The 23,822-nt window shown below is 71.6% G+C and carries 20 protein-coding genes and 1 pseudogene; 9 read left to right on the top strand and 12 right to left on the bottom strand.

Going from position 1 to position 23,822, the window contains the following annotated elements; genetic code table 11:
- Positions 1–301: 301 nt before the first annotated feature.
- Entirely contained in the window at positions 302–1,288 is a 987-nt protein-coding gene (locus ACFVYF_RS27865; RefSeq protein WP_389459693.1) for a tellurite resistance/C4-dicarboxylate transporter family protein, read from the top strand.
- A gap of 170 nt (positions 1,289–1,458) precedes the next feature.
- On the opposite strand, the gene ACFVYF_RS27860 is transcribed toward ACFVYF_RS27865, so the two are convergent.
- Entirely contained in the window at positions 1,459–1,812 is a 354-nt protein-coding gene (locus ACFVYF_RS27860; RefSeq protein ID WP_383282878.1) for a hypothetical protein, read from the bottom strand.
- A gap of 540 nt (positions 1,813–2,352) precedes the next feature.
- Here ACFVYF_RS27860 and ACFVYF_RS27855 point away from each other — a divergent pair.
- Complete coding sequence (locus ACFVYF_RS27855) at positions 2,353–3,429, top strand: NlpC/P60 family protein (RefSeq protein ID WP_389459691.1); 1,077 nt, start codon at positions 2,353–2,355, stop codon at positions 3,427–3,429.
- A 102-nt stretch (positions 3,430–3,531) separates the two neighbouring features.
- Here ACFVYF_RS27855 and ACFVYF_RS27850 read toward each other — a convergent pair whose 3' ends face one another.
- From ACFVYF_RS27850 to ACFVYF_RS27835, 4 genes are all read right to left on the bottom strand, one after another.
- Positions 3,532–4,554 carry a hypothetical protein gene (locus tag ACFVYF_RS27850; protein WP_389459690.1) on the bottom strand — a complete coding sequence of 341 codons (1,023 nt, stop codon included), beginning with the start codon at positions 4,552–4,554 and terminating at the stop codon, positions 3,532–3,534.
- A gap of 269 nt (positions 4,555–4,823) precedes the next feature.
- Positions 4,824–5,192: a DUF397 domain-containing protein gene (locus tag ACFVYF_RS27845; RefSeq protein ID WP_389459688.1), complete on the bottom strand. Its 369-nt coding sequence runs from the start codon at positions 5,190–5,192 to the stop codon at positions 4,824–4,826.
- A 115-nt stretch (positions 5,193–5,307) separates the two neighbouring features.
- Positions 5,308–6,108, bottom strand: coding sequence for a LuxR C-terminal-related transcriptional regulator (locus ACFVYF_RS27840; RefSeq protein WP_389459687.1), 801 nt, complete (start codon positions 6,106–6,108; stop codon positions 5,308–5,310).
- A complete protein-coding gene (locus ACFVYF_RS27835) occupies positions 6,105–7,430 on the bottom strand; it encodes a PspC domain-containing protein (RefSeq protein ID WP_389459685.1) in 1,326 nt (441 codons plus the stop codon). Before ACFVYF_RS27835 ends, ACFVYF_RS27840 begins: the two co-directional genes overlap by 4 nt.
- Positions 7,431–7,572: 142 nt before the next feature.
- Here ACFVYF_RS27835 and ACFVYF_RS27830 point away from each other — a divergent pair, with 142 nt between their 5' ends.
- The gene (locus ACFVYF_RS27830; RefSeq protein ID WP_389459684.1) at positions 7,573–9,063 is read left to right on the top strand and encodes a PspC domain-containing protein; all 1,491 of its coding nucleotides are present in this window, start codon (positions 7,573–7,575) and stop codon (positions 9,061–9,063) included.
- Positions 9,050–9,304 carry a hypothetical protein gene (locus ACFVYF_RS27825; protein ID WP_389459681.1) on the top strand — a complete coding sequence of 85 codons (255 nt, stop codon included), beginning with the start codon at positions 9,050–9,052 and terminating at the stop codon, positions 9,302–9,304. Before ACFVYF_RS27830 ends, ACFVYF_RS27825 begins: the two co-directional genes overlap by 14 nt.
- Positions 9,305–9,371: 67 nt before the next feature.
- Here the strand turns inward: ACFVYF_RS27825 and ACFVYF_RS27820 are convergent, their stop codons facing one another.
- Together ACFVYF_RS27820 and ACFVYF_RS27815 are read right to left on the bottom strand one after the other, a co-directional pair.
- Entirely contained in the window at positions 9,372–9,902 is a 531-nt protein-coding gene (locus ACFVYF_RS27820; protein WP_389459679.1) for a DoxX family membrane protein, read from the bottom strand.
- Positions 9,903–10,258: 356 nt separating this feature from the next.
- Complete coding sequence (locus tag ACFVYF_RS27815) at positions 10,259–11,632, bottom strand: hypothetical protein (RefSeq protein ID WP_389459677.1); 1,374 nt, start codon at positions 11,630–11,632, stop codon at positions 10,259–10,261.
- 206 nt (positions 11,633–11,838) lie between these two features.
- On the opposite strand from ACFVYF_RS27815, the pseudogene ACFVYF_RS27810 reads away from it, so the two are divergent.
- A pseudogene (locus ACFVYF_RS27810) lies at positions 11,839–12,108 on the top strand (DUF4429 domain-containing protein); the annotation flags it as partial.
- A 221-nt stretch (positions 12,109–12,329) separates the two neighbouring features.
- Here the strand turns inward: ACFVYF_RS27810 and ACFVYF_RS27805 are convergent.
- A complete protein-coding gene (locus ACFVYF_RS27805; RefSeq protein WP_389459675.1) occupies positions 12,330–13,124 on the bottom strand; it encodes a class II aldolase/adducin family protein in 795 nt (264 codons plus the stop codon).
- A gap of 470 nt (positions 13,125–13,594) precedes the next feature.
- On the opposite strand from ACFVYF_RS27805, the gene ACFVYF_RS27800 reads away from it, so the two are divergent.
- Positions 13,595–14,947: an FG-GAP and VCBS repeat-containing protein gene (locus ACFVYF_RS27800; protein WP_389459673.1), complete on the top strand. Its 1,353-nt coding sequence runs from the start codon at positions 13,595–13,597 to the stop codon at positions 14,945–14,947.
- Between the two features lie 71 nt (positions 14,948–15,018).
- Positions 15,019–15,486: a pyridoxamine 5'-phosphate oxidase family protein gene (locus tag ACFVYF_RS27795; RefSeq protein ID WP_389459671.1), complete on the top strand. Its 468-nt coding sequence runs from the start codon at positions 15,019–15,021 to the stop codon at positions 15,484–15,486.
- A 7-nt stretch (positions 15,487–15,493) separates the two neighbouring features.
- On the opposite strand, the gene guaA is transcribed toward ACFVYF_RS27795, so the two are convergent.
- Positions 15,494–17,080, bottom strand: a complete 1,587-nt coding sequence (gene guaA, locus ACFVYF_RS27790; protein ID WP_383282842.1) for a glutamine-hydrolyzing GMP synthase — start codon at positions 17,078–17,080, stop codon at positions 15,494–15,496.
- Between the two features lie 349 nt (positions 17,081–17,429).
- On the opposite strand from guaA, the gene ACFVYF_RS27785 reads away from it, so the two are divergent.
- Positions 17,430–17,759 (top strand): chorismate mutase, encoded by a 330-nt coding sequence (locus tag ACFVYF_RS27785; protein WP_389459669.1) that lies wholly within the window; start codon positions 17,430–17,432, stop codon positions 17,757–17,759.
- A gap of 685 nt (positions 17,760–18,444) precedes the next feature.
- On the opposite strand, the gene ACFVYF_RS27780 is transcribed toward ACFVYF_RS27785, so the two are convergent.
- Together ACFVYF_RS27780 and ACFVYF_RS27775 are read right to left on the bottom strand one after the other, a co-directional pair.
- On the bottom strand, positions 18,445–19,230 hold the full coding sequence (locus ACFVYF_RS27780; protein WP_389459667.1) for a hypothetical protein: 786 nt from the start codon (positions 19,228–19,230) through the stop codon (positions 18,445–18,447).
- A 97-nt stretch (positions 19,231–19,327) separates the two neighbouring features.
- Positions 19,328–20,464, bottom strand: a complete 1,137-nt coding sequence (locus ACFVYF_RS27775) for a hypothetical protein (RefSeq protein WP_389459665.1) — start codon at positions 20,462–20,464, stop codon at positions 19,328–19,330.
- Positions 20,465–20,678: 214 nt separating this feature from the next.
- Between ACFVYF_RS27775 and ACFVYF_RS27770 the strand changes: the two genes are divergently transcribed.
- The gene (locus ACFVYF_RS27770; RefSeq protein WP_389459663.1) at positions 20,679–21,689 is read left to right on the top strand and encodes an LAETG motif-containing sortase-dependent surface protein; all 1,011 of its coding nucleotides are present in this window, start codon (positions 20,679–20,681) and stop codon (positions 21,687–21,689) included.
- Positions 21,690–21,870: 181 nt separating this feature from the next.
- Here the strand turns inward: ACFVYF_RS27770 and ACFVYF_RS27765 are convergent, their stop codons facing one another.
- Complete coding sequence (locus tag ACFVYF_RS27765) at positions 21,871–23,751, bottom strand: GMC oxidoreductase (RefSeq protein ID WP_389459661.1); 1,881 nt, start codon at positions 23,749–23,751, stop codon at positions 21,871–21,873.
- Positions 23,752–23,822: the final 71 nt, after the last annotated feature.

The raw sequence follows: 23,822 nt of genomic DNA, 5'->3' as shown, positions 1-23,822 counted from the left end.
CGCGGGGAATCGTGCACGCCGGCGTACGGGCGGGCGTGCGCAAAGCGTGCGGGCGCGCGCGGCGGCAGCGCCCGGCATGGGCATGCGGGGCGCGCGTGGGCAGGCAGGCGCGCGGGCGTGCGTGAGCCGTTCAGGCGCGCGGGCGTGCGCGAGGCGTGCAGGCGCGCGTGGGCACGCGGGCGCGGGTGGGCACGCGGGCGCGGGTGGGCAAGGCGGGCGTGCGGGCGGTTTTCGCGCTCCGCGCGCTCGCGCCCTGCGCGCCCCGCGTGCGAGAGACGCGCAGCTCCCTAGCATCGGCCGCATGCCAGGCGCCTCCCCCCTCCTCACCTGGTGGGCGCAGCGCCCGCCCGCCGCCGGTGCCGCCGTGATGGCGACCGGCATCCTCTCGATCGGGCTGCACCTGACCGGTTACGAGACCCTGTCCCGGATCGCGCTGGTCCTGGCCTGCGCGGCCTGGCTGGCGCTGGCCGGGGACTTCGTGGCACGGCTCGTACGGGAACGGGAGCGGTGGCTGGCGGAGGCGGGGACGCCGGCCGCGCTGACCGCGGTCGCGGCGACCACGGTGCTGGGGGCGCGTTTCTCGGCGCTCGGGTGGCAGGGCGTCGCCGAGGCGCTGCTCGCGCTGGCTGCCGTGCTCTGGCCGGGGCTGCTCGTCCTGGTCGTACGGCACTGGGGACCTCGTATGCCCGGAGCCGTGTTCCTCGGTTGTGTTGCCACGCAGGGGCTCGCCGTACTCGCGGCGGCGCTCGCGGTGGCGGTGGGGAGCGCGTGGCTCTCTCATGCGGCGCTCGTGCTGTTCTGGCTGGGGCTCGTGTTCTACGCGGCCGGGCTGTGGCACTTCGATCCCCGGCAGGTCGCCCACGGCGCCGGGGACCACTGGGTGGCGGGCGGGGCACTGGCGATCTCGGCGCTGGCCGGCTCGAAGCTCGTCACCGCGGGGCAGGCGGGCCTGTCTTTGTCGGGCCATGGTGGCCCGTTCCTGTGGAGCGAGGGCGACAACAGCGTCCTGCGGACCGTGACCGTCGCGCTGCTCGTGCTCGATCTGGCCTGGTACTGCGTCCTGGCGGTGGCGGAACTGCGGTGGCCGCGCCCCCGTTACGACGTACGGCGCTGGGCGAGCGTCTTCCCGATGGGGATGACGGCGGTGGCGACGCTGTCCGTGTCGGCCGCCGTGGAGGTGCCGTGGCTGCGCGGGCCCGGACAGGTGCTGCTGTGGATCGCGGTGGCGGCCTGGCTGGCGGTCGCGGCGCAGGCCGTCCACTCGGCCCGCGCGGGCCGTTCCGGCTGACGGAGCCGCGCGTTCTCACATGCCGCCGTTCCGGCTGCCGAAGCCGCGCGCTCTCACATGCCGGACGATCTCAGGTCCAGAGCAACGACCTCAAGTCCAGAGCACCGGCCTCAAGTCCAGAGCACCGGCCTCAAGTCCAGAGCACCGGCCTCAAGTCCAGAGCACCGGCCTCAGGTCCAGAGGACCGCGATGAAGATGTTCGCCGTGGTCAGCAGGCCCACCAGCCCGAACGCGCCCTTCTCGACCTTCTCCTCGTCCCGCTTCACATAGACGAGCCCCAGGATCACGATCAGCAGGGCCAGCTTCACGCCGAGCTTGATGTTGTTGAGCGAGTTGTCGTCGGCCTGGTTCAGGCCGACCAGCACGAACCCCGTCACCAGCATGGTGAGCGCGCCATGCAGCATCGCGGGGACGAACCGGGCCGTGCCCCGGCCCATCGCCTTCATCTGGGTGAGAAACCCGCCGAGGAGGGAGGCGATCCCGATGATGTGCAGGCCGACGAAGAGATGGATGAGTACGTCCATGGAGCCGGAGCCTAACCGGGGTGCCCGGAGCCGCCTTTCACCGGCCCTGGGTTGACACCCGGCACTCGGCTTTTCACCGGACCTCAGTTGGCATAGACCCTCCTCGGGGTCGACCACCCCCGGGCGGGCGCCTCCCTCGACCCACAGCACCGGTCTCCCGGCCCATAGCACCCGCACCCGCCCGGCTGTCCGGAAACCGCCGTTTCGGTCAGCGCCACGCGTCAAGTCGGCGGCGGCCGGCCGGGATCACGGTCACATACGGACACCCGTCGACTCACTCGCGCCACTTCCGTACATAGCGTTACCGACCCATCACTCTCAGGTTTAGCGTCCTCCCCCAGGTGACCGGCTTCCCACCACCGCCCGGGCCAGGGGCGGCCGTCGGCCACCACCGCCAGGAAGGAATCCGGCGGCGGCCCGCTCCCCCTGTGCGGGACGCCGCCGGACGCGTAGCCGGACGACCTCGCTCCGGCGGTCGTACGGAACGAAAGTCTCTTGGGTCGTACGGAACGTAAGTCTCTTGGAAGGATGTGGGCCCTCGTGGCAGCGCACCGCAAGCCCAGACAGCGCTCGCTCGGCGGCAACACTGCACGCACCGCCGTCACCATCGCCCTGGCAGGCGCGGCGACGGCAACCGGTTTCGAGGGCACGGGGCACGCCGAGCCCCAGCTCTCTCCGGCGCAGGTCAAGGCCAAGGTGGACCAGCTGTACGAGGACGCGGAGGTCGCCACCGAGAAGTACAACGGCGCCAAGGAGAAGGCCGGGAAGGCCGAGCAGCGGCTGGACACACTGCGCGACGAGGCGGCGCGCAAGACGGACCGGCTCAACACGGCACGGGACGCGCTGGGTTCGATCGCCACAGCGCAGTACCGCAGCGGCGGCCTCGACCCCGCCGTGCAACTCGCGCTCTCCGACGACCCCGAGCAGTATCTGGACGGCGCCGCGTTCGCGGAGCGCGCCGGCAGCCGGCAGGCCTCGGCCGTGGGGCGGGTACGCAAGCAGCTGCGGGAGATCGAGCAGTTGCGCGGAGCCGCCCACGTCGAACTCGCCGCGTTGAAGTCCCGCCAGGCGGAGCTCAAGCGGCACAAGAAGACGATCACCGGGAAGCTGGGCGAGGCGCGCCGGCTCCTGTCCCGGCTCACGGACGAACAGCGTGCACAGCTCGCGGGGGACGGCGGGGCGGGTACGGCCGCTGGTCACGCGTCACGTTCGTCGGCGCGCGACATGGGCGCGCTCCCGTCCGGCGCCGGCTCGGCGACGGCGCCCAACTCCCGTGCGGCCGCGGCGGTCTCGTACGCCTACCAGAAGCTCGGCAGCCCGTATGTGTGGGGCGCCACCGGCCCCGACGCCTTCGACTGCTCGGGGCTCGCCCTGGCCGCGTACCGCGCCGCGGGCATCTCGCTGCCGCGCACGACGTACGCCCAGATCAACGCGGGCCGCCGCGTCTCCCGCTCCGAACTCCGCCCCGGGGACCTGGTCTTCTTCTACTCCGGGATCAGCCACGTCGGCATCTACGTGGGCAACGGCCAGATGATCCACGCCCCGAACCCATCGGCTCCGGTACGCCTGGCACCCATCGATCAGATGCCGTTCGCGGGGGCTGCGCGGGTGGGGTGAGGGCAGTTCAGGCCCTGGGGAGGCTCAACCAGCGGCCGCATCCAGTCGACCGTGCTGTGGGCCGGAGCGCGGAAGTGCTGTGGGCCGGTGCACGGAAGTGGCTCACGTGCGCAGTGGCATGCGGATCGCCCCGCGCACCTGCGCGGCTCGGACGCGTACGGCCGTCCGGGGAAGTGCGGTCGTCGGCGCTTCGACCGTGATGCCGCCACGGCACGCTCGGCAGAGACCACCGGGCAGGGCCTCCGGGCGGCCAGGCACGCGGCATTCGGTGCACTCCATGAGCAGACGTGCGCGTGGCGTGAGGCGTACCTCCGGGTCGGGCAGCTCGGGCGGCATCTTGTCCCGCAGCCGCCGCTGTACGAGGGCACGGGGTGAGTACACCTGCTCGGGGAGCCCGGTGACGAGGGCCAGCGTCAGGCCGGCCGGTGTCGCGCCACGGGCGAGCCATGCGGAGGCGAGTTCCTCCAGGGCGGCACAGTCGGCGGCGGAGAGGGTCAAACGGGCTTCGCAGCGGCCGAGTTGGGCGAGGACTTCGTAGGCGGCGGAAGGGCGACGCCGCCCTGAAAGCCGTTCCGTGTCGGCCTGTTCGGCCTGTTCGGCCTGTTCGGCTCGTTCGGCTCGTTCGGCTCGTTCGGCTCGTTCGGCTTGCTTCGGTTCCTGGGGTGATACGTCGCCGGAGGCGGCCCGAGGCGCAGGGGCGGGGCATGCCTCTGCGGGAGTCTCGGGCTGCGCCTCACCCGGTATGTCACCGGCGAGGAACCGGGCCCACCATTCGCTGTCACGTGCGGTACGGGTCCAGTAGGTGCGGAACACCCAGCGGGTCACGCCCTCCCCACCGTCGCCGGTCGCCCCGCCTTCCGCGCGGCGCCGTACGCGCCGGAGGTGTCCGGCCCGGGACAGCTCGTTGAGGGCGGTGCGGACAGCCTGCTGGCCGTACAGGGGCAGCGCCTTGGCGAGGGTCTTGGCGTCCATGGCGGCCCCGTCGGGAAGCCGGTCGATGAACGCGGCGACGTAGCGCTCGCGGGGCGGGAGATGGTCCAAGCAGCCCAGGCGGTACGGCGACTGGTCCGGCACGGGTCGTTTGCCGTAGCCGGGGTTGGCCATGGGGTGTGCGGGCGCGGGCATGACCGCGTTAGGGTCTTCGTAAGCCACGAGATCGTCCGTTTCGATCTTTGGGTGAGACCCCGGTCTGGTGTTGGTAGCACCTGCCGGGGTCGCTTGTTGCTGCGAACGCTAGAGGGTCACGACGGCACGTGGCAAGCCGATCACTAAAAGTCATGTGCGCTGGTGTGGGCGGGGGTCGGGAGGGAGGGCGGGTTGAACCAAACCACCCAATCCTCACAAACAGAGCTCGAATCTCGGCGCCCGAAGCACGGGGTTCGAGCGGCGACGCGTCACACGCTGCGGGCGTGGGCGACGAATGCGGCCCACGCGTGCGCCGCGACGGCGAGTTGCGGGCTCCGAGCGCCGAGCTTCGAGTCTCGGACGCGGGTGGTGTGGGGACAGGCGGCGACCTCTACGCAGGCGACGTCGAAGTCGTCGCTGTGACTGGACTTGCGCCAGGGGTAGGCGACTTCGAGGCATTCGCCGCCTTGGTCATCGCTGTAACTGGACTGGCGCCAGGTGTAGGCGACTTCAAGGCATTCGCCGCCTTGGTCATCGCTGTAACTGGACTGGCGCCAGGTGTAGGCGGCTTCGAGGCAGTTGCCACCCTGGTCGTCGCTATAGCTGGACTTGAACCACGCGAGCTGAGAGTCCCTCATAGCTCCGGCGCCGCCTTCCTTCTGCTGAGCGAGCTAATGACGCCACGCATACCGCTGCACGGCGGCGCGCAGGCCGCGGCCCATCACGCCGCCGGCCACAGGCCGCTTGTGGACCTCACACCAGCCGTCGAGCCGTAGCCCACCGCGTCAGCTCGTGCCGGTTGGACAGTTGGAGCTTCCTCAGTACCGCCGAGACGTGGGACTCGACCGTCTTGACGGAGATGAAGAGCTGCTTGGCGATCTCCTTGTACGCGTAGCCCCGGGCGATGAGGCGCAGGACCTCGCGCTCGCGCTGGGTGAGGCGGTCGAGGTCCTCGTCGACGGGCGGGGCGTCGGTCGAGGCGAAGGCGTCGAGGACGAACCCCGCGAGACGGGGCGAGAAGACCGCGTCGCCGTCCTGGACGCGGAAGATGGAGTCCACGAGGTCGGTGCCGGTGATCGTCTTGGTGACGTAGCCGCGAGCGCCGCCGCGGATCACGCCGATCACGTCCTCGGCGGCGTCCGAGACGGAGAGCGCGAGGAAGCGCACCGGCTGCTCGGCGTCGGCCATCAAGGGCGCGCAGCGGCGCAGCACTTCGACCCCGCCGCCACCCGGCAGATGGACGTCGAGGAGAACCACCTCGGGGCGCGTGGCCGTGATCACCGTGACCGCCTGGTCGACGTCCGCGGCTTCGCCGACCACCTCCACTCCCGTCCGCTCGGTCTGTCCGATCTCGGCCTGCACTCCCGTACGGAACATGCGGTGGTCGTCGACGAGGACGACCCGCGCCCGGCGTCCGCCCGTGGCATCCGCCGGCCCGGCCGCTGGCGTGGACTCGCCGGCCCCCGCGGTCGCCGCCGGAACCTGGCCCCCATCAGCCGAACTGCCTGGACCGACGGGCCCCTTGGCCTCGTCCGGACCGTTCACATCGCTCATGACGTCTTCTCCGCCCTCTCCATCTCCAGCTCGACCTCCGTGCCGCCGTCGGGCACCGCACGCAACCGTGCCGTGCCGCCGTTGCGCTCCATGCGGCCGATGATCGATTCTCTGACGCCCATGCGGTCGGCGGGTATCGCGTCGAGGTCGAAGCCGGGGCCCCGGTCCCGGACGGACACGAAAACCGTCCTGCCCTCGACTTCGGCGAAGACCTGCACCGCACCGCCCTCGCCACCGTACTTGGCGGCGTTCACCATCGCTTCCCGCGCGGCCTGCATCTGTGCGCCGAGACCGTCGTCGAGCGGGCAGTCCCCGACGATGACGACCTCGATGGGGACGCCGTGCTTGTCCTCCACCTCCGCCGCATTGCGCCGGACCGCTTCGGCGAGGGTGTCGGGCTCCTCGGCCTCGTCCTTTCCGGTGCCCTCGGGTTTGTAGAGCCAGGCGCGCAGGTCGCGCTCCTGGGCGCGGGCCAGCCGCCGTACCTCGTTGGGGCTTTCCGCGTTGCGCTGGATCAGGGTCAGGGTGTGCAGCACCGAGTCGTGGACATGGGCGGCGACCTCGGCCCGCTCCTGGGCTCGGATGCGCATCAGGCGCTCCTGGGAGAGGTCCTGGGTCATGCGCACGAGGTAGGGACCGGCGAGCAGCGCTATGCCGACCAGGACCGCGAGCGCCGCCTGGAGGACGGAGCCGAGATGGGCGGCGGAACCCTGGAGCACGAAGATGCCGGAGACGCCGGCGGTGACCAGCAGAACGCCGGCGGCGGAGCGCAGCAGCGTGAGCGTACGCCGGCGGCGGCCGACCTCCATCCAGCGGGCCCGCCGCGCGTTGTCCGCCTGGCGCCAGACCAGGGCGACGCCCGCGCCGACGAGCACCGTCGGCCAGAGATACGCCTTGGCGCCGCCGCCGAGATTCACATTGCCGACGAAGACCATGGCCACGACGACCATGAGGAGCAGCGCGACGATCTGGCCGCGGTCGGGCTTGCGGGCCACGAGTCTGCGGCGGCCGTCAGGAGAGGTCTCGGTGGCGAGGGCCGGGGGCCGTCCGGAACCGACGCCGCCGACTCCCAGCGGCACGAAGAACCAGAACGCGGCATACAGCAGCGCACCCAGCCCGTCCGCCATGAACAGGCCGACGAACATCAGCCGCACCCAGATCACCGGCAGCCCGAGATGCCCGGCGAGCCCCCGCGCCACGCCCCCGAGCCAGCGTCCGTCACTGCTGCGGTAGAGCTTGCGCGGAGGCCGCGGGTCGGCGACTGGCACTGTTGCGGCGTCCGGCATGCCATCGATGTTCACACGCCCGGCGGGCCGGGGCATCAGGGTCGACCCCCGAGACTCCCCTGATCTTCGCAAAGCGGGTGCTCGAACGGTTCCCCCCGATCCCGTCAGGGACGATCTCAGGGTCCGGCCAGGGTCATCCCGACTCCCCTCACGCCTCCCCGCCCGTCACCATGGACGCATGACAGATCACCAGCACGCGGCAGCGGAGCCGGAGCCCGGCCCGGGCGCCCGGCCGCCGGGCGGCCCCGGCCCGCGCGATGCCGCGCCCGCCGCGGGCCCTGCCGCCGGTGGCCCGGGTTCCGGGCCCGGCGCCCCGGGTCCCGCCACCGGTGAGGAGCCGCGCGCGCACGAAGGGCACCGCACCGCGGCCGCCGGGCCGCCCCAGGCCCCGGGAGCGCCCGAGGCCCCCGGGGTGCCGCACAGGTTCCGCCGCGACCGGCGGCAGAAGATGCTGGGCGGGGTGTGCGCCGGGCTGGGGCGCCAGTGCGAGATGGACCCGGTGATCTTCCGGATCGTGCTGGCCGTGCTCGCCGCGACCGGCGGTCTCGGTCTCATCTTCTACGGCTTCGTCTGGCTCTTCGTCCCGTCCGACGACGAGGAGGAGAACGAGGTACGCAAGCTGCTCACCGGCCGTGTCGACGGCCAGGCGCTGGCGGCCCTCCTCTTCGCCCTGGTCGGCTGCGGAGTCTTCCTCTCCATGCTCAACAACGGCGGGGTGCTCGCCTTCGCCTGTGTCCTGGCCCTGCTCCTCGCCGGCGCGGGGTACTGGTCGCAGCAGCGCGGTGCTCCCGACCCCGACCCGCTCGCGGCGCAGGCCGTGGCGGACGCCCCGCCCGAAGCCAAGGCACCGCCCGTCCCGGACTCCTACCCCTCCTGGTGGCGCGACCCGATCGTCAAGGACGGCACGCATGTGGGGGGCACCGGCTATCTCTGGGGGCCCCGGGACAGCCGGGAGCGGGACGTCGCGGCAGCGGTGAACATCGCCCGCGGCACCTCGGCCCGTGGCCTGCGCACCCCGCGCGCGCCACAGCCGCGCGGCCCGCGCTGGATCGGCGGCTGGGCGTTCCTGCTCGCGCTCGTCGCGGGCGGTCTCGGCACCGGCCTCACCTGGGACGACCACGCACTCGGCACGAGCGTGCAGACGGGCCTGTCCTGTGCGCTCATCGTCCTCGGCGCCGGCATAGCCCTCAGCGCCTTCGCGGGACGTACGGGCGCGGGATCGATCTTCCTGGCCGTCCTCACAGCAGGCCTGCTCGCCGGCTCGGCAGCCCTTCCCAAGGACATCAGCACACACTGGGTGCGGACCAACTGGACACCGGCGGCCGTGTCCGACGTACAGAAGAGTTACGACCTCGGCACCGGCGTCGGCACCCTCGACCTGACCCACCTCGATCTCAGCAAGGGTCAGCAGGTGACGACCCACGCGGAGGTCGGCGTGGGCCGGCTGAAGGTGGTGGTCCCCAAGGACGCGACCGTCCGGTTGAACGTCGAAGTGGGCGTCGGCGACATCCAGTTGCCGGGCGACGGCAGTAAGGACGTGGATGTGGAGCCCGGCAAGCACAAGCAGCTGACGCTCTCCCCCACGGCCGGCGGCAAGAACGGCGGCACACTCGACCTCAAGCTCGAAGTCGGCGTCGGACAAGCGGAGGTGGCCCATGCTGCGTCATGATTTCCAGCCGGGAAAGCTGGTCGCGGGCTGCTTCCTCACCCTCGCGGGCATCGTCTACGCGGGGGACGCGGGCGGCGCCTGGGAGACCCCGTGGTTCGCGGTGATCCCCATCGTCACGGGCGGCCTGTGCCTGGCGGGCGCCGTGGCGTTCCTGACCTATGCGGTACGGCGGCGGCGGGCGCCCCGAGAGGCCAAGGCGCCCGAGGACGCGTGGGCGCCGGACCCCGAGGTGCGCCGCTAGGGCACGCTGCCGAGAAGCCCGGCGCAGGCGGGCCCACCCGAGGCCCGCTCACCTATCGCCCATCCATCTATCGGTAGCCGCCCGAGCGTTGGCGGCGGCGTGAGCGCAGAGCCGCGTCGACGGAGAAGACGGAGGCGCCGGCGAGGACGAGGGGCAGCCAGGCCATCAGATAGGCGAGGTCGTTGCCGTAGTAGTACGGGTCGTTGGCCCAGCTCACGGTCAGCCACAGGCTGAGGGAGATCAGCGCGCCGCCGAAGGCGGCGAGCCGGGCCAGCAGGCCGAGGAGGGTGCCGATGCCGACGGCCAACTCGCCGAAGGCGATGGCGTAACCGAAGCCGACGGGGTTCTTCAGGGAGAGATCGACGAGGGCCGGGATCGCCGAGGAGTCGCGCACCGTGCGCATCATGTCGCCGATCGAGCCCGAGCCGGCGTCCTTCATGAAGGAGCTGTCGGTGAGCTTGTCCAGGCCGGCGTAGATGAAGGTGACGCCGAGGAAGACGCGCAGGGGCAGCAGGGCGTACCGCGTGGCGGTGTCCCGCCAGTCCCGGCCGCCGTCGAGGTATGCGTGGTGGGTGTCCGTACGAGTGCCGTGAGCCATCGCGTTCCGCCGCCTCTCGCGTCATGCCGTTGACCCCTCAACAGACCATACGTACGGCGGGGGCTCCCGGCTCAACCATGGGCACCCCCAGTTTCCCTCCCGAGACGCGCCCCTGCCCCCTCGCGGAGCCCGACGAATCCTGCGCCTACGGGGTGCCGCCCGGGTGGGCCCACTCCCCTCCCCGCCCGGTGCACCGCGCGCTGGTGCCGGCTCCCGGCTGAGCCGTCGAGTCCAGTGCCCACGGGATACCGCCTGGGCGAGCCCAGCCCCCTCCTGCACGGCACCCGGCGCCGATGCCGACGTCGTCTGGGCGGGCCGAGTCCCCCACCTCCATGGGCGGCGCCGGTGCCGGCGCCTCAGTCCGTCACATCAATGGCGCACCGATTCGTCTCCACCCCGGCCGCCGTGACGACCTGGACCTCCACCCGTCCCGGCTCGACATCCACCGGTACCGGCACGGTGAGTACCGCGTCGGTCGGGTTGCTGAAGCCGCCGGGGACCGGAACGAGGGGCACATGCACGTGGACGGCCCCGATGCGGACGACCATCCGGGACAGCCGGTCGGCGGTCCCGGCACCCGGCGGCACGAACCCCGCACCGCGGATCTCGATGTCGTCACCGGTGCGGATCGGCGCGTCGAGGTCGCCCGCCTCCCGGGAGCGGACGACGGAGAGGATCACGGGACGGCCGCCCTCGGCGTACTTCCCGGCGACGTACGTGGCCGCGGAGACGAGAACCAGCAGCCCCAGCCCCCACGGCAGATCGGGCAACTGCTCCGGCCGCCGGGCCAGCCGTACCGCCGCGAAGACCAGCGCGACCGCGCAGACGACGACGTACTGGAGGTCGGCGAAGCTGCCGCGCCCGGAGTCGTCGGTCAGCAGATCGGCGGCGCGCGGCCGGTCCGCGCGTACCTTCTGCAGCCGCTGCCCAAGAACCCGCAGCCCGACGACCCGCCGCACCAGCACGGCGATCCCGCACACCACGGCGGTGACGGTCACGACCCCGGCGCCGCGGGCGAGTTCGAGCCCGGCGATCAGCCGGTCCCGCTCCGCGTGCCCGGAGGCGGCGGCCAGCTGCCCGACCAGCACGAGCACGGCGTACACGACGAGGAGCACCCAACCGACCGCGACCGCACGGGAGGTGGAGAGCCGGTTGTCCTCGCCGACGACGGGGGCGAGGACTCCACCCCGGGCCCGATGGAGATAGCCGGCTCCGGTCAGCAGGCCGCCGAGGAGTACCGCGGCGACCAGTCCCGCGGTCCGCGCGGCCGTCCAGCCCGCCCCGATCGCGGTGAGCGCCTGTACCAGGAGCAGCACCCCCACGGACCCCCACACCGCGAACGCCGTACGCCGCCACAGCCGGCCCAGCCAGGCCTCGCCGTCGACCCGTCCGCGTTCGGCGACGAGGTCGGCGGACTGGGTGAGTTCGTCCGAGATCCACTGCCGGGAGGCGGACGCGGAGTACGCGACCGCGGCGGGCAGCCCCCGTCCGGACGCGAACTCGTCGCGCAGGGCGAGGAATTCGGCGACCGCGCGCCGATGCCCCTCGCGCGCCCCGTGCGGACAGTCCCCGCACGTGCAGCCACCCCCGTGCCCACCCGTGCCAGACCCCGTGCCGGACCCGAGTCCGGGCCCCTGACCAGCACCGACCCCGGCGCCAAGCCCAGCACCAAGCCCAGCGCCGCGCCCCGCACCGCGCTCCGCGCCGTGTCCAGCCTCCTGCACCGCCACGCCCGCTGCCGCCTTCCCCGCGCCACAAGCTCCGCGCAGCCAGACTTTCCGTACGCCTGACTGCCGTACAACTGCCTTATCACTCCCCCGCGATGACAGCGCATTGTGCCGTACGCAACACGGCCGGCGTCCGGCAGGTGTGGTCAGCGTGGGTGAAGCGGCGGACCCCGTGTTGACCCGGCTGCGAGAATTTCCGTAGGGCCGAGATCATCCAGCGCGACGGGACCTGGGCCTTCGACGGCAGCACGGTCCGCATCACGCCGGGACTCCACCGCTCCGTGCCGTTGTTCCGGCAGACGTACGGGGAGATCGCCGTGCCGCTGGAGGCGGTGTCGGGCATCGGCTACGAACCGGAACGCAAGCGCGGCCGGCTGCGGTTGAGGCTCCGCGAGGGCGCCGACCCGCTGCTCCAGGCGACCGGCGGAAGGCTCCCGGACGCGGCGGATCCCTACCGGCTCACGGTGGACATCCGTCGCCGCTTCGGCGGACCATCACGACGTACTCCTGCGCCGGCTGCGCGAGTTGGGCACGCCGCACCGTGAAGGGGTGCTCACGGACGAGGAGTTCGCCGCGACGAAGGCAGCGGTGCTCCGCGGCTTCTAGTCGGACGGCCGGCCGCTCCCACCCCGAAGCGCGCCAAGCCCTACGCAGAAGCCGGGGCCCCGCCGCCGCCCCCTCCCGAAGCGCTCAGCCCAGCTCAGCTCAGCAAGTCCGGCTCGCTGCGGCTGATGTCCTGCCACAGGGGCTGGTAGTTGATCCACGCCACCAGGTCGCCGCCGAGCTGTTCGCGGGTCGCGACCGCCTGCTTGTGGTCGATCAGGATCGGCCGTCCGGCCGCCTGCGCGGTGAGCTGCACCTGGGAGGACCGCTCCATCGACAGGAACCACCAGGCCGCCGCGTCCACCGAGTCGCCGACCGTCAGCAGGCCGTGGTTGCGCAGGACGAGCGCCTTGCGGGAGCCGAGCGCGGCCGCGATCCGGCGGCCCTCCTCGGCGTCGACGGCGACACCGGTGTACGAGTCGTAGAGCGCGTGGTCCTCGTAGAAGGCGCAGGACTCCTGGGTCAGGGGGTCGAGCAGGTCCCCGAGCGCGGACAGGGCGCGCCCGTGCACGGAGTGGCAGTGGGCCACGGCGACGACGTCCGGGCGGGCGGCATGGACCTGGGAGTGCACGGTGAACGCCGCCTGGTTCACGTGATAGCTGCCCTGGATGACCTGCCCGTCCTGGTTGGCGAGGACCAGATCGCTCACGGTGACGTGCTTGAAGGGCATCCCGAACGGGTTGACCCAGAAACAGTCGCTGTACTCCGGATCGCGTGCGGTGATGTGGCCGGAGACGCCGTCCTCCAGTCCGGACCGCCCGAAGATCCGCAGCGCACCCGCCAGCCGCTCCTTGCGGTGCTGCCGCTCGTCGTCCAGCGACTCGTGCATCGGCGGCATGGCGAACCGCAGCTGGTCGGTGGGTAGGGGCAGGGGCGGTGTCGGCCCGTGCATATGTCCTCCAGCCCTGAGTTCCGTCACGCAGCGGAAGTTACCGCCGGTCAGTGCAGACCAACAGTGCCTTTCTGTGAAGAGACGCGTGAAGGTCACCGGCCCGGCTGGTGCAGAACCGTTGTCGGGGACCGCACCCGACGGGTTCGCGGAATCCTCGGCCGGCGACGGCAGTGAGGCCCGGTCCCCCGCCACCTCGCGGATGTCTCCGGCGCCGGTCTCCCGGCAGTCCCGGGCTGCCCGGGGGGCTGTAGCGGACCTGTGACAGATGAGTCCCAACCCCCTGCCACCTCGCAACTCTCCGTTCGAACTCCCTTGATCCTCGGACGATTCGGGTGGCTGAGACGGTCCTGTGACAGACGACGCACAACCGTTCCCGATGGACGCGAGTCTGGCTGTGTGAAATCCACGGCCTCTCGGACGACCGCCCTTCGGGCTGTCCCCGACGGACCCCGTTCACTCAGGAGGAACCCGTGCGCCACCGCCCCTTCACCCGCACCGCGCGCTGCTGCGCCCTGGTGGCCGCGGCCCTGACGGCCCCGCTCGTGCTCGCCCCCAGCGCTTCGGCGGCCCCCGCCGTCGTGCAGCCGCCCGCGGCCGACTTCGACCACGACGGTTACGCCGATGTCCTCGCGACCGCGCCGGGCGACTTCTCGACGCCGGACGACGACTACGTGGCGGTGCGGTACGGCGGTCCGGGTGCCCGGCACCAGACGTTCAAGGCGTTCGGCTTCCGCTCGGCCGCCCGCGACTTCGACGGCGACGGCTACACGGACCTGGCGATCGGCACGACGCTGTTCTGGGGCTCCGCGAAGGGCCTGGGAGCCACGCCCACCACGATCCCCGACTCGGCCCTGTTCGACGGCTACGGCCTGACCGCCGGCGACTTCAACGGCGACGGGCACGCCGACCTGGTGTCGGAGAAGACGGGCGACGACGAATGGGGTGACCTGCGCGTGCTGTACGGGCCGTTCGACCGCGCCGGCACCGCACACGGGGCCTCCGACATCCTGACCGGCCGTACGTACGGGCCGCGCGACCTGACCGCCGGCGACATCACGGGTGACGGCAAGGACGACCTCGTCACCCTGCACTCCTTCGAGGAGATGTCCGAGTCCAGCCAGCTCTGGAAGGGCACCGCGAGCGGCCTGGCGACGACGTCCACGACCCTCCCGGCCGCCGACACGGCGACCACCGGCGACGTCGACAAGGACGGCCGCGGCGACCTCGTGATCCGTACGGTCCCGAACGGCATCGTGGAGAACCTGCCGTACGACTCCGGCACGATCAAGGTCCTGTACGGCACCGCGAGCGGCCCCTCGACCACGCGGACGACGACGATCACGCAGAACACCGCCGGGGTGCCGGGCGTGAACGAGGACGGGGACCAGTTCGGGGACTCGCTGGCGGCGGCCGACGTCAACGGCGACGGGTACGCGGACATCCTGGCCGGCATCCCGGACGAGGATCTGACCGCGGACGGCCGCACCCTCAAGGACGCGGGCTCCACCGTGGTGCTCAGGGGCGGTGCCGGCGGCCTGACCGGCACGGGTGCGGTGGCATTCACCCAGGACACGACGGGCGTTCCCGGAATCGCCGAGGCGAGCGACCACTTCGGCGCGACGGTCTCGCTGGGCGACACGAACGGCGACGGCCGTGCCGACCTGATCGCCGCAGCGCCCGGCGAGAACACGACCGTGGCGGACACGGGCGCGGTCTGGGTCCTGCCGAACGCCGGCACGACCGGGGCGTACGCCTTCAACCCGGGCGACCTCGGAGCCCCGGCGACGAAGGCGCAGCTGGGGTACGACCTCGCGCACCACTGAGGTCCCATGATCCCGAGGTCCCCGCGCATACCCGACAGCAGATGTCGGGTATGCGCGCCAGACTCCACCGTATGAACTGGGCAGGCTTCACCACAGCGGAACCGTCACTGGCCGAAACCGTCGAGAACCGCTTCGGTGCCTTCACGCGCCACACCCTCGCGACCCTGCGCAAGGACGGCTCCCCGCGCACCAGCGGCCTCGAAGTCCGTTTTCTCCAGGGCGAGTTGTGGTTCGGCATGATGCCGAACTCCCTCAAGGCGCTGGATCTGCGCCGGGACCCGCGCTTCGCGCTCCAGGTGAATCCGGGCCCGGACGCGCAGATGGCCGGCGGGGACGTCCGGATCAGCGGCCGGGCGGTCGAGGTCGAGGACTCCGCGGCGAAGAGCGCGTACGTGAAAGAGGTGGAACCGCCGCAGCCGTTCCACCTCTTCCGCACCGAGCTGACGGAGGTCGTGCGGACCTACGTCGAGGACGACACGTATCTGGTCGTCGAGATCTGGCAGCCCGGAGAGCCGGTGCGGACTCTTCGACGGACCTGAGGAGTGATCACTCCCACTCGATGGTGCCCGGCGGCTTCGACGTCACGTCGAGGACGACTCGGTTGACGTCCGCGACCTCGTTCGTGATCCGGGTCGAGATCTTGGCGAGGACGTCGTACGGCAGACGCGACCAGTCGGCGGTCATCGCGTCCTCGCTCGACACCGGGCGGAGCACGATCGGGTGGCCGTACGTCCGGCCGTCGCCCTGGACACCGACGGAGCGCACGTCCGCGAGCAGGACCACCGGGCACTGCCAGATCTCGCGGTCGAGGCCGGCGGCCGTCAGCTCCTCGCGGGCGATGGCGTCGGCCTCGCGCAGCAGGTCAAGCCGCTCCTTGGTGACCTCGCCGACGATGCGGATGCCGAGGCCGGGGCCCGGGAAGGGCTGGCGCTGGACGATCTCGTCCGGCAGCCCGAGCTCCTGCCCGACCATCCGGACCTCGTCCTTGAACAGTTTGCGCAGCGGCTCGACGAGCTGGAACTCGATGTCCTCGGGGAGGCCGCCCACGTTGTGGTGGGACTTGATGTTGGCCGTGCCCGTACCGCCACCGGACTCGACGACGTCCGGGTAGAGCGTGCCCTGGACGAGGAAGGCGACGTCCTCGCCCGCCGCGGCCTCGGCGATGATCTCCGCCTGCGCCTGCTCGAAGACCCGGATGAACTCGCGGCCGATGATCTTCCGCTTCTCCTCGGGGTCCGAGACGCCCTTGAGCGCGGTGAGGAAGCGCTCCTCCGCGTCCACGACCTTCAGCTGTACGCCGGTCGCGGCCACGAAGTCCTTCTCGACCTGCTCGGTCTCGCCCTGGCGCATCAGGCCGTGGTCGACGTACACGCAGGTCAGCTGGGAGCCGATGGCCTTCTGGACGAGCGCAGCGGCGACCGCGGAGTCCACCCCGCCGGACAGACCGCAGATGGCCCGCTTGTCGCCGACCTGCTCGCGGATGAGCGCCACCTGCTCGTCGATGACGTTGCCGGTGGTCCAGGACGGGGTCAGCCCCGCGCCCCGGTACAGGAAGTGTTCGAGCACCTGCTGGCCGTGCGTGGAGTGCATGACCTCGGGGTGGTACTGGACCCCGTACAGCTTCTGCTCGTCGTTCTCGAAGGCGGCGACCGGGACGACGTCCGTGGAGGCCGTGACGGTGAAGCCCTCGGGGGCGGCGGAGCAGGCGTCGCCGTGCGACATCCACACCGACTGCTCGTCCGGGGTGCCCTCGAACAGGGTCGAGCCGGACTTCGAGACGTGCAGCTGTGTACGGCCGTACTCGCGGGCACCGGTGTTGTCGACCGTGCCGCCGAGGGCGGTGGCCATCAGCTGGAAGCCGTAGCACATGCCGAAGACGGGGACGCCGGCCTCGAAGAGCGCGCGGTCGAGGCGGGGCGCGCCCTCCGCGTACACCGACGAGGGGCCGCCGGAGAGGATGATCGCCGCCGGGTTCTTGGCGAGCATCTCCTCGACCGGCATGGTGCTCGGCACGATCTCGCTGTAGACCCGGGCCTCGCGGACACGGCGGGCGATGAGCTGGGCGTACTGCGCGCCGAAGTCGACGACCAGGACGGTGTCGGGGGTGGCGGCAGCGGAGGGTGCTGATGGCACGGTTTGCCTTCCGGCGGTGAGCGGGGTCTGCTGTGCCAATTCTAACGGGGCTCGCGGAGATCCCCTCCCGTCCCCGGGGGCCCAGCCCCGAGGCCCCCTCTCGCGCGCCGGACCGGCCCACATCCCGGACCGCGCTTGGACGGCGCTGCCCCACCGTGCATACTGCTCCCATGCTCACGCACCCGACCTTCGTCTTTACCTATGGCAACCGGCCCACCGGCTGCCATGGTCGTGCTGCTTGAGCAACTGACAAGCGACTTCCCAGGCGCCCCGGGCCGACAAGGCCCGGGGCGTCTGCCGTTTCCGGACCTGGTCGCTCCGGGGCACCCCACCCGATGAGGAGCCCTCCATGACCGCCACCACCGCCACCGCAGCCACCACCTCCGCCACCTCCGCCACCTCCGCCATCGATGTGACGGGTGCCCGCACCGCCGAGGCCGCCGACGTGATCACCGGCGCAAGGGAGCGCATCGACGCCCTCGACGACCGGATCATCGGTCTCGTCCAGGAACGGATGGCCGTGTCCGCGGTGATCCAGGAGGCCCGGATGTCCTCCGGCGGGCGCCGGGTGAACCTGTCGCGCGAGATGGAGATCCTCGGCCACTTCAGGGACGCGCTGGGCAAGCCCGGAACCTCCCTCGCGATGACGCTCCTGGAGCTGTCCCGGGGACGCGTCTGAGGCGCGCTGCGACGGGCGTCCGCCGCTCCTACGTTCGCATGTCCTCTCACCCGTACGGCGCGTGACCGGTGCGGCGCGGGCTTCGTTGTCCCGGTGTCCGTGCCAGCCAGGGGCGGGCCCGAAAGAACCACGCGTGGCTCCGCTGGGGCGATGAGACGTACGGATCGTGCTGTGCGTCGTGGGACCTCGTCCCAGGATGGTGACCGGACGGCAGGGGACAGCAGCCCGGTCACTCAAGAGAACGGCCGGCTCCGGGGACGCCCGGAGCCGACCGGCGGAATCTGCCACAAGGGTGGTCGAAACGGTTGCGGAGGCCGTGGACCGTCCAGCACGATGCACGAACAGCCCCGAGTCCCAGAGCAGACAACAGAATTCGTTCGTACGGCTCGTACCGCCCGGTTCGCGACCCCCTCGTACCCGGTTGTACGACCCGACTGCCCATGGTCGACACCACGTGCGCGCCCCCAGCGCGCCGGGGCGCGCGACCGGCGGGCGTCCGAGCCAGCGGCGCAACCCCCCGGCGCCGCTCCCCGGCACCGGCGCTGCCCTGACGTCGGTGCTGACGAAGAAGGGCCCCGCGGTCCTCCCCCAGCTGTCGGCCCCGCCGAGCAGGGGAACCCCGACCGCGGGGCCCTTCGCCATGCCGTGACGGGGATCCGGCGCCCGTGGCCTCGGCCCGAGGACGTCAGGCGGTCGCCTTCTTCACCTTGGCCAGCTGGGCGTCGACGATCGCGGACGGGATCTTCGTCTTGTCCGCGTCGAGCATGTTCATCGAGGTGAAGGAGACGACGACGGTCCCGACGCGGACCACGGTGAAGGTCGAGGGCACGGTCGCCCCCTCGATCGAGCCGCGCAGCCGGTACGCGACGGACTCGTCCCCGAGGCCGGGGTCCTTCAGGGCCTTGACGGCGCTGTAGTGATAGCCGGTGTGCTCGTACGCGGTGCATGCGCCGGTCGCCTTGCGCAGCCCCGCCAGCACCTCGCCGGCGCCCTCGGAGTCGTACGACAGAAGCGCGAGGGAGGTGACCGAGGCGTCGAGGTCGTCCTTGGCGCTGAAGGAGCGGCCGACGCCGGCCCGTGCGGCCGGGCTGGTGGTGAAGAGGAACATGTCGGCGATCGGCTGGCAGGCGGCCGGGTCGGCCGGTACGGAGTCGAGCGAGATGTCCGAGGCGGCCGTCTTCTTGACCTGATAGCCCTTGACCTCGCCGTCCGCGACGGCGGCCTTCTCCAACTGCGCCTCGGTCAGCGCGCGGTCGGTGCCCCCGTCCGCGCTCTCCTTCGGCCGGTCGTCGGGGTTTCCGGTGACCTTCGTGCCGTCGTCGGCCCGGGTGGACCCCGTGGTGGACCCGGCGGGGGTGCTCGCCTTCGCCGGCTCCGCGCCCTTGTCGCCGTCTCCGCCGCATGCCGCGGTGAGACCCAGCACGGCCATGGCCGCGGCAACCGCCGCGCACCGCGCCACCTTTGACTTCACGTTCCCCGCCTTCACGAACTTCCGGACATGGACCGCGTCGCGGGGACACGGTCCGGCGCGCCACGATCGCACACGTACCCGCGCGCACGCGCGTGACTCACGTCCGGGACACGACTCCGCACGACTCGTTGTCGGAGTGGCCGATGTCGCGGCTCCGGTCGTAGGGGTCCGTCGTCGGGCCGTTGGCGGGCGCGCCGGTCGGGCCCTGCGAGTCGAAGTGCGGGTGCAGGAAGCCGTCGTAGACACCGCAGGCACTGTTGCCGAGGTCCTGGTCGTAGCGGGCGACCGACAGTTTGCCGGGGGTGACCCGGTACTTCGCCGGGTCGGGCAGCTCCAGGTCGAGGACGCGGCGCACGATGGTGCGGGTCACCTCCGGGGAGTCGCCGCGGGAGACCGGGTAGACGAAGGTGTAGTCGGCGTGGATGACGACGGACGCCTGGTCGCCGGCCTTGAACGTCATACGGCCGCGGGTCTTGACCACGTCTCCGACGAGCCGGACCTCGTCGGGGTCGAAACGGCTGAACAGCCGCAGGGGGTCGTGCTCCTGGTCCGGCTTGCTCAGCGAGGTCCGCGCGTCGTCGAGCATCTTCGGCTGCTGGGGGTCGAGGACAGAGAGCGCGGTCTCCGGGTTCCCGCCGAGCAGGGTGTCCGGGTCGATGTTCGCGTCCACGAGCAGGGCTTTGGTCTGTTGCAGCGCCTGGGCCACCTGCGCCTTGGTGCGGGTGCCGACGGCTTTCGCCTCCGGCGGGACGATGCCGGCGGCGCCGTCGGCCCAGCGGGCGGCCGGGGATCCGGCGAACGGCCGGTCGATCGTGGGGGTGTCGGGCGCCGCGGTGGAGGGGGCCCCGGTCGGGCGCTCGGTCTCCGCGGGCAGTGCCGAACCGCCCGCGCCGGCCCCGGAGTGGTCCGCGCCGAAGGGATCGCCTGGCAGCAGGGACGGCCTCATCGCGACCACGGCCAGCACGATCGCGAGCGGCACGCCGAGGATCGCCCACCAGCGGCGTCGCCGGGACTTCCGTCCGTCCGTGGCCGGTCCGGTCCGCCAGCCGTCGGGCCGTATGCCCTGTTCGTCCTGGCGCCGCAGTCGTTCGGACACCATGCGCGCCCGCGCCGACGGCTCCTTCGGCGCCGAGCCGCGGATGTCGCGCTCGCTGTCACGGGCGAACTGCTCCCACACGTCGTCGGGGACGGAGGGCTCCTGGTCCGAGCGTTCTTCGGACGGCTTGTCAGACACGAAGGTCAGTTCTATGGCGCTGGCACCTGAGTTCACAAGTCGAACAGGTATGTGACCCAGACCACATAAAGATGATGTGAAAGACGGGGCAACCATTTTCGGCCGTCGCCGGTCACACCTGCAGAATCAACGGCCACACCCGCGCCCCACACGCGGAGGTCTCTCCACTTCGCGTACTGCGACACCGCGGTGCGCCGGACTTCCCGAGGTCTTCATGAAGCTTCGCCGTGCCATGGCCGTTGCGGCCGCTACGGCTGTCGTGGGTCCGCTCGCGCTGCTCTCGGCGCCGGCCGCGTTCGCCACCGAGCCGTCCGGCCAGACGTCGAGCCCCGCCGCGACGGTGACACCGCCGGCGACGCCCACCCTGCCCGAGTCCACGGTGTCGGGCACGCCCTCCGGCACGCCGGGCACCTCCTCGGCGCCCGCGACGACTCCGGCGGCCTCGACGACGCCGTCCGGCTCGCCGTCCGGCTCGCCGTCCGTCCCGGCCTCGCCCAGCGCTTCGCCGAGCGAGGACCCCGAGACCCCGTTCTGCGAGGACCTGGACGAGGACTACGGCGACGCCAAGGTGTCCGCGGACATCAAGGGTCTGCCCGGCAAGATCGTCGCGGGCAGCGGCTTCCACTCGTTCAAGCTGATCGTCACCAACGAGTCCAAGCTCGACATCGAGGGTGTCGCCTTCTACGCCGAGATCGAGAACTACGAGCTCGACGAGTCGAAGTACCTCAGCCCGTACGTCGACCTGGAGTTCAAGAACCCGGAGTCCGGCAAGTGGACCCGGATCGGCGACGAGGAGTGGGCCGGTGACCTCTTCTTCGGCGTCGACACGCTGAAGGCGCACCAGAGCGAAACGGTCTCCCTGCGCGTCAGCATCGACAAGGCCGCGCCCGCAGGTGACGCGTACTCCTTCGGCTCCGGCGCCTACGTCGACAACATCGACGGCCAGGACTGCATCGCCGAGGGCTGGGCGCACTACGACTTCCAGGTCCTGAAGGCCGGCTCCCAGAACCCGAACCCGGGTGACGCGGAGCCGGGCGACGGCGACAACGGCCCGGGCAAGCAGCCCCAGGGCGGCGTCTCCGACGTGCCGACCGGCAACCTCGCCGCGACCGGCTCCAGCTCCGCGCTGCCGATGATCGGTCTGGTCGGCGGGGTCGCCGTCGTCGCCGGTGCCGGCGCGGTCCTCGTCGTGCGCCGCCGCAAGAACGGTGACACCGCCGCGTAACGCATCAGCGGCTCGCGTCCGCTGGACACGGCCACAAAGAGGCGTCACGCCTCGCACATGAAGAAGGACCTGGGCTCGGAGGGGGGCACAGGTCCTTCTTCATGTGCTTCTTCGGGTCGTCCAAAGGTGCACGTGAAGCCCGGCGGGTCGCGTTATCAGGTGCACGTGGGCCCGGCTGGGGTCACGCCTTCGGCGGCACCGCCGGCATCCCCAGGAACGGCAGCTTCAGCGCGCCGAACGCGTCCGCCGGGACCGCGGGGCTCACCGGCTCCACCGGCTTGAGACGTTCGTACGCCGCTCCCTGCGCGGGACGCGGGTCGGCCTCGCCCCGGTTGGGCCAGTACGACATCGCGCGCTCGGCCTGGGCCGTGATGGTGAGCGACGGGTTGACGCCGAGGTTCGCCGAGACGGCGGCACCGTCGACGACGGAGATCCCGGGATGGCCGTAGAGCCGGTGGTACGGGTCGATCACACCCGTCGCGCGGGAGTCGCCGATCGGGCACCCGCCCAGGAAGTGGGCGGTGAGCGGCGCCCCCATCAGCTCACCGACGTTGCTGCCCGCGAAACCGTTGATCTCCTCGGCGATCGCGGACGCGGCCTCCGAAGCCACCCTGATCTGCTTGGGGTTGGGCGCGCCGTGCCCCTGACGTGCCGTCAGCAGCCCCTTGCCCGCGCCCTGCGGCTTCAGATAGGTCGTCAGCGAGTTGTCCAGGGACTGCATCACCAGCCCGATGATCGACCGCTCGGACCAGCGGCGGTTGGAGAGCGAGCGGAGCACCAGCATCGGGTGCCTGGCCGCGTTGGCCAGCCAGCCGAGGGCACGGGACGAGCCCTCCGCATACGGCACCTGGAGGATGGAGAGGCCGCCCATCGCGTTCGAGCCCTTGCCGTAGCGGACGGGCTCGATGTGGGTGTTCTCGTCGGGGTGGACCGAGGAGGTGATCGCCACCCCGCGCGTGAAGTCGGCCCTGGGCTCGCCGTGCGCCTTGCGGTAGCGGCGGTTGTCGGTCTGCGCGCCCACCAGCGCCTCGGAGTTGGTGCGGGTCAGCTCGCCCAGCCGGTCCGAGATGTACGGCAGTTGGCCGCCGGACTTCATCCGGTGCAGCAGCGTCTGCGTGCCGTAGGTGCCGGCCGCGATGACGACGCGGCGCGCCTTGAACGTACGGCCCTCGCTCTTGCGCCGGTCGTCGGTGGGCAGCGTCTGGACCGCGTACCCGCCCTGCGAGTCGTCGGTGACCGAGACGACGGTCGTCATCGGATGCACGACCGCGCCCGCCTTCTCGGCGAGGTGGAGGTAGTTCTCGTTGAGGGTGTTCTTCGCGCCGTGCCGGCAGCCCGTCATGCACTCGCCGCACTCGATGCACGCCTTGCGGTCAGGACCGGCCCCGCCGAAGTAGGGGTCGGCGACCTGTCCGCCGGGCTTCGCCCGCGCGCTTCCGTCGGCGTCCTCGCCGTCCCCGAAGAAGACGCCCACCGGCGCCATGTGGAAGGTGTCGCCCACGCCCATCCGCTCGGCGGCGGCCTTGAGATGGACGTCGGACGGGGTCATCGTCGGGTTGAGCCGCACCCCGAGCATCCGCCGGGCCTGGTCGTAGTACGGCCGCAGCTCCTCCTGCCAGTCGGTGATGTCCTTCCACTGCGGGTCCTCGAAGAACGGCTTCGGCGGTACGTAGAGGGTGTTGGCGTAGTTGAGGGAGCCGCCGCCGACTCCCGCGCCGGCCAGCACCATCACGTTGCCCAGCAGATGGATGCGCTGGATGCCGTACATGCCGAGCCGGGGCGCCCACAGGTAGTTCTTCAGGTCCCAGGAGTTCCTGGGCAGCGACTCACGGGTGAAGCGGCGGCCCGCCTCCAGCACCCCTACCCGGTAGCCCTTCTCGGTCAGCCGCAGGGCGGTGACGGAGCCTCCGAAGCCGGATCCGACGACGAGGACGTCGTAGTCGTACGCGGCCGCCTCGTACGAGCCCTTGTCGCCCCCGGGGGTGACGTCCGCGGCACTGTCCGCGGCACCGCCCACGGCGCCGTCCGCGTCCTGCTTCCGGGCAGAGTTCTCCTGTGACACGTGCTCTCCTCGTCGAGAACGGGTGAGGTCTGGGGCTGGGGGCGGCGGAATGACCTGGCGGGTGGGCCGGT

The organism is Streptomyces sp. NPDC058274 (assembly GCF_042881375.1).
GTDB lineage: Bacteria > Actinomycetota > Actinomycetes > Streptomycetales > Streptomycetaceae > Streptomyces.
Note: the sequence above shows the minus strand (reverse complement) of the source record. Positions and strands in the feature narration are given on the sequence as shown.

Bases quoted from the DNA above. Each gene is read 5' to 3' on its own strand.
- ACFVYF_RS27865 (WP_389459693.1), top strand. From the start codon at position 302: ATGCCAGGCGCCTCCCCCCTCCTCACCTGGTGGGCGCAGCGCCCGCCC.
- ACFVYF_RS27860 (WP_383282878.1), bottom strand. From the start codon at position 1,812: ATGGACGTACTCATCCATCTCTTCGTCGGCCTGCACATCATCGGGATC.
- ACFVYF_RS27850 (WP_389459690.1), bottom strand. From the start codon at position 4,554: ATGCCCGCGCCCGCACACCCCATGGCCAACCCCGGCTACGGCAAACGA.
- ACFVYF_RS27845 (WP_389459688.1), bottom strand. From the start codon at position 5,192: ATGAGGGACTCTCAGCTCGCGTGGTTCAAGTCCAGCTATAGCGACGAC.
- ACFVYF_RS27840 (WP_389459687.1), bottom strand. From the start codon at position 6,108: ATGAGCGATGTGAACGGTCCGGACGAGGCCAAGGGGCCCGTCGGTCCA.
- ACFVYF_RS27835 (WP_389459685.1), bottom strand. From the start codon at position 7,430: ATGCCCCGGCCCGCCGGGCGTGTGAACATCGATGGCATGCCGGACGCC.
- ACFVYF_RS27830 (WP_389459684.1), top strand. From the start codon at position 7,573: ATGACAGATCACCAGCACGCGGCAGCGGAGCCGGAGCCCGGCCCGGGC.
- ACFVYF_RS27825 (WP_389459681.1), top strand. From the start codon at position 9,050: ATGCTGCGTCATGATTTCCAGCCGGGAAAGCTGGTCGCGGGCTGCTTC.
- ACFVYF_RS27820 (WP_389459679.1), bottom strand. From the start codon at position 9,902: ATGGCTCACGGCACTCGTACGGACACCCACCACGCATACCTCGACGGC.
- ACFVYF_RS27805 (WP_389459675.1), bottom strand. From the start codon at position 13,124: ATGCACGGGCCGACACCGCCCCTGCCCCTACCCACCGACCAGCTGCGG.
- ACFVYF_RS27795 (WP_389459671.1), top strand. From the start codon at position 15,019: ATGAACTGGGCAGGCTTCACCACAGCGGAACCGTCACTGGCCGAAACC.
- ACFVYF_RS27785 (WP_389459669.1), top strand. From the start codon at position 17,430: ATGACCGCCACCACCGCCACCGCAGCCACCACCTCCGCCACCTCCGCC.
- ACFVYF_RS27770 (WP_389459663.1), top strand. From the start codon at position 20,679: ATGAAGCTTCGCCGTGCCATGGCCGTTGCGGCCGCTACGGCTGTCGTG.